5 protein-coding genes and 1 pseudogene are annotated in these 4,746 nt (G+C 64.0%); 4 read left to right on the top strand and 2 right to left on the bottom strand.

Annotated elements, in window-relative coordinates; all coding sequences use genetic code 11:
* Positions 1 to 4: 4 nt before the first annotated feature.
* Positions 5 to 535, bottom strand: coding sequence for a WhiB family transcriptional regulator (locus AC5RWX_RS30400; RefSeq protein WP_494099934.1), 531 nt, complete (start codon positions 533 to 535; stop codon positions 5 to 7).
* 391 nt (positions 536 to 926) lie between these two features.
* Between AC5RWX_RS30400 and AC5RWX_RS30395 the strand changes: the two genes are divergently transcribed.
* Positions 927 to 1,625 (top strand): TIGR03089 family protein, encoded by a 699-nt coding sequence (locus AC5RWX_RS30395; protein WP_494099933.1) that lies wholly within the window; start codon positions 927 to 929, stop codon positions 1,623 to 1,625.
* A 22-nt stretch (positions 1,626 to 1,647) separates the two neighbouring features.
* Here the strand turns inward: AC5RWX_RS30395 and AC5RWX_RS30390 are convergent, their stop codons facing one another.
* Positions 1,648 to 2,214: a GtrA family protein gene (locus tag AC5RWX_RS30390; RefSeq protein WP_494099932.1), complete on the bottom strand. Its 567-nt coding sequence runs from the start codon at positions 2,212 to 2,214 to the stop codon at positions 1,648 to 1,650.
* A 182-nt stretch (positions 2,215 to 2,396) separates the two neighbouring features.
* Between AC5RWX_RS30390 and AC5RWX_RS30385 the strand changes: the two genes are divergently transcribed.
* The 3 genes and pseudogenes from AC5RWX_RS30385 to AC5RWX_RS30375 form a co-directional block, all read left to right on the top strand.
* The gene (locus AC5RWX_RS30385) at positions 2,397 to 3,593 is read left to right on the top strand and encodes a 5-(carboxyamino)imidazole ribonucleotide synthase (protein WP_494099931.1); all 1,197 of its coding nucleotides are present in this window, start codon (positions 2,397 to 2,399) and stop codon (positions 3,591 to 3,593) included.
* Entirely contained in the window at positions 3,590 to 4,174 is a 585-nt protein-coding gene (gene purE / locus AC5RWX_RS30380; protein ID WP_494099930.1) for a 5-(carboxyamino)imidazole ribonucleotide mutase, read from the top strand. The genes AC5RWX_RS30385 and purE overlap by 4 nt, the downstream gene beginning before the upstream one ends.
* 10 nt (positions 4,175 to 4,184) lie before the next feature.
* A pseudogene (locus AC5RWX_RS30375) lies at positions 4,185 to 4,746 on the top strand (LCP family protein); the annotation flags it as partial.

Here is a 4,746-nt window from a genome sequence, read left to right as displayed (position 1 = left end):
TGAATTAGATTGCTCGCTTCCTTAGCCGCCGGCGCTCGCGCTCGGAAAGGCCTCCCCAGATGCCGAACCGTTCGTCGTTGGCCAGAGCGTACTCAAGGCACTGGGACCGCACATTGCAGGCACCGCAGACTTTTTTGGCGTCGCGGGTGGACCCACCTTTTTCGGGGAAGAAGGCCTCGGGGTCGGTTTGGGCGCACAGCGCATCCGTCTGCCAGCCGAGCTCGCCTTCGTCGCCGAAGTCCTGCTGGAAAGGCAACCCGATCCAAACGGGCTGAACCGGTCCGGCAGAAAGTTCCATGGGAGGATCGAGCTCGTCCTCGGGGTCCTGACCGCCGCCCACGAGTGCTTCGTGCGCGGCGAGGAAAGCCGTGGCCTGGTCCTGCAGGAAGTCCTTGTTGTTCGTGTTGAACCGTTCCGCAGCATCAGGATCCGCCGGGTCTACGTACCAATCACTGGGCACCCCCCGCGAACGGTATCTGGCCGTCGCCTGACCGGCCACTACGGCATCTTCCTGGATACGCTCTGCTTGCCCCACGGCGACCCTCCTGATGTTGCAGCTCCTGCCTGGATACGTGGACACTCGGTTGTGTGCCGGTATTTACGCAGGTGCCTTTAGTTATCTAATTACACGCGTGTAACTAAGGTGAGTCAAGCCGCTGCCCGGATAATAATCACCCCCGGCACCCAATAAGGTGCACGCCACGCCCGATAATTTTTCTGCACGGCCGGAATCTGCCCGTTATCAGAGGGTCAGGCGGCGGAAAGCCCCCAAAAAAACCCGCCTGCTGTCGGGAAAACACTCCGCTACCGCACAACAGCAAGCATGCTTAGCGCTAAGTGTGATAAGTATCACTTCCCACGGAATTTTCCGAGGGGGCGGGACAGGCTTTGGTGACCTGCTGTGGTGCCGGTGGCAGGATTGAGGCATGACTACCCCGGCAATCGACCTGATGACCAGCCTGCGAACAGGCAACTCCACTGCTCCGCGCCTCACTTGGTACGGCCCTGATTCGGAGCGCGTGGAGCTGTCCGGAAAGGTGCTGGACAACTGGGTGGCCAAAACCAGTAACCTCCTCCAGGACGAACTGGACGCCGAGCCCGGCATGCGCCTGGCGCTCGACCTGCCGGCGCACTGGAAGGGAATGGTCTGGGCGCTTGCCGGCTGGCAACTCGGCCTGGAGACGGTCCTGAACGGCGGCGAGGCGGATTTCCTGGCCACCGCCCGGCCGGAGCCGGCAGCCGGAAAGTACGGCGCCGTCGTGGCCGTTGCTCTGCCCGCGCTGGCCATGCGCTGGAACGGCGACCTTCCGCCAGGCTGCCTCGATTACGCCGCGGAAGTGCGCTCCCACGGCGACGTGTTTATGCAGCACGTCGAGGCTGACCCCTCGGCTTGTGCGATTGTTGCCCAGGACGGCCGCCGGCACCTCCACCAGGACCTGCTTGACGGGTTCGCGATTTCCCACGAAGAGGGCGTGCGGCTCCACATCCGGGGAGGGGACGGGCTGGAGGCAACGCTGGCCAACGCGCTGGGCGCATGGCGGCGCGGGGGTTCAGTGGTACTGACGCACCCCGATGTCGAGGCGACTGACAAGCTGATTGCCGCAGAACGCATCCACGGCAACTGAACGGCGGCCTGGCGGCACGGCCCTACTTTTGCGGCTGCGCCGGGTCCTCCGTGAGGGGCTCGCGCTCCACCGCACCTGTGCCGGCGCCTTTGCCATGGTGGTGGAGGTCGATGAGCTCATGGTCGTGGGAAAACTCCGGTTCCTGGTCCAGTTCCTTGTTGAACACCAGGAAGCGGTAGGCGAAGAACCTGACCACCGTGGCCACCAGGATTCCAGCTACTCCCGCGAAAAAAAGCATGTTCTTGTCCGTGACGCCCAGCCCGTATTTGGCCAGGGCGGTAAAGCCGGTGGAGATGCCAATGCCTATGCCGTTGATGAGGATGAACATCAGGAACTCCCGGAGGACGTTGTCCTGCCGCCGGTGCCGGAAGGTCCAGAGGCGGTTCGCTATCCAGGAAAAGATCGTTGCCACTGACGCGCCCACAAAGCGGGCTTTGGCTTCGCTGTCCGTCATGGGGCCGTGCATCAGGTAATACGTCATGCCGTTGTCGATGACGAAAGCCACACCGCCGACGGCGCCGAACTTGGCCACTTCACGCCAAAAAAGCGAGGCGAGCCCCCGGATGCGATCTGCAAGCGTGCTAAACATGACCCTCCATGGCCGTTGAACAATGGGCCACACGGCCAGAGGTCCATTTTAGCCCGTCAAATTCCCGCGGCGGTCCGGCAACCACCGCCAATGCTGTGCCACCGAACGGTCCTGGTGCCGAAAAAGCATCCAGTCAGGTACGGAACACGGAATCCGGGCTGGTCTTCGGTAGGCTGGCCCATGTGACTTTTCCAGTGATAGGTGTAGTTGGCGGCGGCCAGCTTGCACGAATGATGGCCCCAGCCGCAACTGCACTCGGCTTCGAACTCCGCGTCCTTGCCGAAGGCGACGACGTTTCCGCCGTCTCGGCAGTGCCCTCTTCACCGGTGGGCGACTACAAGGACCTGCGGACCCTCCTGGAATTCTCCGAGGGCCTGGACGTCATGACCTTTGACCACGAGCATGTGCCCACGGCCTATCTCCGGGCACTTCAGGATGCCGGGGTCAACGTCCAGCCCGGCCCGGATGCGCTGGTCCATGCACAGGACAAGCTGGTGATGCGCGCCGCCATTGAACGGCTGGAACTTCCCAACCCCGCCTGGGCTTCGGTTGCGGACGTGGCCGCGCTTGTCAGCTTCGGCGAGGACATTGGGTGGCCTGTGGTCCTGAAGACTCCCCGCGGCGGTTACGACGGCAAAGGTGTCCGGATCATTTCCTCCGCGGAGGAGGCTGCCGAAACCACTGAATGGTTTGAGGCCATGAGTCCCCTCCTTGCGGAGGCTAAAGTTGACTTTGCCCGCGAGCTTTCAGCCTTGGTTGCCAGGACGCCCGACGGCGAGGCCCGGGCTTGGCCCGTGGTGCACACCATCCAGGTTGACGGGGTATGTGACGAGGTCATCGCCCCTGCCTTGGACATTCCGGTGGAGGTTGCAGCCGCCGCAGAGGACGCTGCCCTGCGGATAGCCCATGAGCTCGGTGTGACAGGGGTCCTCGCGGTGGAACTCTTCGAAACCCCGGGCATCGGCGCAGGTTTCCTCATTAATGAACTGGCCATGCGCCCGCACAACACCGGGCACTGGACGCAGGACGGGTCGGTCACCAGCCAGTTCGAACAGCATCTTCGGGCGGTCCTTAACCTTCCGCTGGGTGCCACCGATGTCCTGGGTCCGGTAGTGGTGATGAAGAACTTCCTGGGCGGCGACAACCAGGACCTGTTTTCCGCCTTCCCGCTGGCACTGGCCAGCGAGCCGGCGGCCAAGGTGCACTGCTACGGCAAATCGGTGCGCCCGGGCCGGAAGATTGGCCACGTGAACCTGGTGGGGTCGTCCACAACAGAGGTTGATTCCGTTCGACGCCGTGCAGGTACTGTGGCGGGCATTATCCGGGACGGGCGGGTACCCGCCGAAGAACCGCCAGCAATTTTTGAGGAGAAAGCATGAGTCCCGAAGCCACCCCCGCCCCCGGTCCCGCCGGCAACCCACTGGTGGGCCTGGTAATGGGATCGGACTCGGACTGGCCGGTCATGGAAGCCGCGGCTGACGCCCTGGCGGAGTTCGGCATTCCGTTCGAAGCCGACGTTGTGTCCGCCCACCGGATGCCCACCGAAATGATCCGCTATGGCCAGACAGCGCACGAGCGCGGGCTGAGGGTGATTATCGCCGGCGCCGGTGGTGCCGCCCATTTGCCGGGGATGCTGGCCAGCGTCACTCCACTCCCCGTGATCGGAGTGCCGGTCCCGCTGAAGACCCTGGACGGCATGGACTCCTTGCTCTCCATCGTCCAGATGCCTGCCGGCGTTCCCGTGGCCACGGTTTCCATCGCTGGAGCCCGTAATGCCGGGCTCCTGGCGGTCCGGATGCTGGCAGCGGGTACCGACGAGCTTGCGGCATCGCTGCGCGCCGACCTCCTCGAATTTGCCGCAGACCTTAATGCCGTGGCCGCCCGCAAGGGGGCAAACCTGCGGCAGAAGGTCAGCGAGGTTTTCGCCGAGGGCAACGGTTCGCTCCGGGGCAGCCGTTAGGAAGGCGGCCATGACCAGCGGCAAGGTCCAGCAGCCCCGTTCCGGCACATCGCTTACCGATCCGGTCCGCTACCCGGTCAGTGCTTCCTCCCCGGTCCGGACCAAGCGCGGCTTCGTCCTTGTGCTTCTGACCCTCCTGGTTCCGGGCAGCGCGCAGCTTGTGGCCGGTAACCGCAAACTGGGCCGCACGGCACTCAAGGTGACGCTCTGTGTCTGGGCAGCCCTGGTGCTTGCGGTGCTCCTGCTGCTGCTCAACCGGACCCTGCTCATCAACATCATCACCAACCCCTTCGCCTCGCTGGCACTGGTGATCCTGCTGGTGGCACTCGCTGCCGGCTGGGCACTCCTGTTTATCAACACCCTGCGCCTCATCCGCCCGGTGCTGCTGGCGCCGCAGGCACGGCCCGCCGTCGTGATTTCCCTGGTTTTGGCAATGGTCCTGGGCAGCGGGTCGCTTGGCTACGCTGCCTACCTACTCAACGTGGGACGGAACGCGATCGGCAGCATCTTTTCCTCCGGACCCGCCATCGACCCCGTGGAGGGCCGCTACAACTTCCTGATGATGGGGGGCG

This window comes from Arthrobacter sp. SPT-J7 (assembly GCF_059089965.1).
The sequence above is the reverse complement of the archived record's forward strand: the minus strand, read 5'-3'. Positions and strand labels throughout refer to the sequence as shown.